The following is a 1672-nucleotide window of genomic DNA, read 5'->3' as shown; positions in this document are numbered from 1 at the left end:
TGATTGTTTGGCATGTTAGACAATTCAATCTACTCTGAGTTTGCCGACGTTTCCGTGCAAGACGTACCGGCACTGATTAGTCGCATGCGGAAAGCCGAACCTCACCAGCGAATCAACTATTTCGAGATCGCAAAGGACGTTGGCGTGGACGCAATTCCCTTGCTTGCAGAATTGGTACATGATTCTGACTGGGAAATTCGACATCACGCCGTCCATGCGATAGGGCAACTTCTTGAGGAGCACAGAGCACCGCCCGATGCCTTAATACCATTCACAGCGGACACGCATGATTCGGTACGCCACCTCTCGTCGCTATATCTTGCTCGACTCAATAGTTCCGTAAGCATTGCGGTACCAATTCTGCTGGGAGATCTTCGGGAATGTCGAAACTCAAAAGACAACTCTGACTACGACGAAGAGTGCACACGCATAGAAATTGTTTTTGCACTTGGCCATGTGGCACCGGCAATGAAAGAGGTGATCGAAGAGGTCACGAAATCGTTGGATGATCCGTCACTCAATGTGCGTTTGGCTGCTGCCGAATCACTTTCCAAATTTGGCCAGTCGGCCGTCGACTCGACTCCACATCTTCGGTCGTTATTGCGTGCTGATTACGACGATCCTCCGGAGCTCACAGACGACGCATCACGAAAAGCATGGACCTGGAAGGTCTACCAACTGAAGTCAGCTGCCGTTGAAGCTCTCTTTAAAATTGGGAAGGAGTGCCATGACGACGTGCTTGCGGACATCCTCAGAGACCAGAATGCACTTTGTTTCGCTCACCATCGCGCACTGTCCATCCTGTCCACGTTGCCTTACTCAGATCAGACCCGCCAAGTGATTTCTGTCTTTGCAGCAGAATCAAAGGATCATGTTGCGTTGGAGCTATCGAGATCGGCGTTGCTCCGTGATTCTTGGTAGACTGGGGTAACCATGGCATTCACACGGAGCGGGGCTTGCGGCCGAATTTGAAATGGACAAGTTTACTCTCCCCGCCCGGTGATGCCGGACGTTCGCACACTGAAGCATGACACCTATTTGCCAGAATTGCAGCGCACGCTACGGCGAACTCCTTCGCAGCGAGCGATGGCGCGCGTTCCGCTGCCAAACTTGCGACACGGAGTCGTGCGAACTTTGTGTCGCCAGTGAAGACCAAGGCAATCAGATCGCGTTTCTGCGTTGCCCCAATTGTGGCGGTGATTCGCTGGACGCGCTCGATTTGCGTGATCGCCACTCGATCTTCACTTCGATCGAACACTTGGCTTCATTCGATGTGGGAATCGCTCTCCCCTGGGTGACCTGGTCTGTATATCCGCGTCGAACTGAAACACTTATTCACAAGGCTCTGCCGAAATTGTCTGACTACGGACCACGGATCGGGTTGCTGAATGAGGACGACGCGAAGGTGCGGGCCTACTTGGCGAAGGCATTCCCGGATCATTTCGACAGCGACGTTCCACAGGGATCGGGCGTATTGATTTGGATCGCAGATGGGACACCGCTACAATGTGCTGGTGGACCAAACGTGACCGAATACGAGATACTCAAAACATCGCGATCCTTGTGGGCCGCCGCAGCGAATTAGGTGCGAACCATGCGATGCAACGGAGCCGGGCTTGCATGGTTTCACGAATGGAAAGTCAATTGTCCCGGCCCGCTGATCGCTGCCGTT

Annotated in this window: 2 protein-coding genes; both read left to right on the top strand. The window is 53.2% G+C overall.

Features of this window, described 5'->3' with window-relative positions:
• Positions 1–12: 12 nt before the first annotated feature.
• Positions 13–921 carry a HEAT repeat domain-containing protein gene (locus tag RSSM_RS21320; protein ID WP_008683781.1) on the top strand — a complete coding sequence of 303 codons (909 nt, stop codon included), beginning with the start codon at positions 13–15 and terminating at the stop codon, positions 919–921.
• Positions 922–1027: 106 nt separating this feature from the next.
• Positions 1028–1585: a hypothetical protein gene (locus RSSM_RS21315; RefSeq protein ID WP_008683779.1), complete on the top strand. Its 558-nt coding sequence runs from the start codon at positions 1028–1030 to the stop codon at positions 1583–1585.
• Positions 1586–1672: the final 87 nt, after the last annotated feature.

The sequence above is a fragment of the Aporhodopirellula sallentina SM41 genome (assembly GCF_000346505.1).
GTDB classification, from domain to species: Bacteria; Planctomycetota; Planctomycetia; order Pirellulales; family Pirellulaceae; genus Rhodopirellula; species Rhodopirellula sallentina.
Note: the sequence above shows the minus strand (reverse complement) of the source record. Positions and strands in the feature narration are given on the sequence as shown.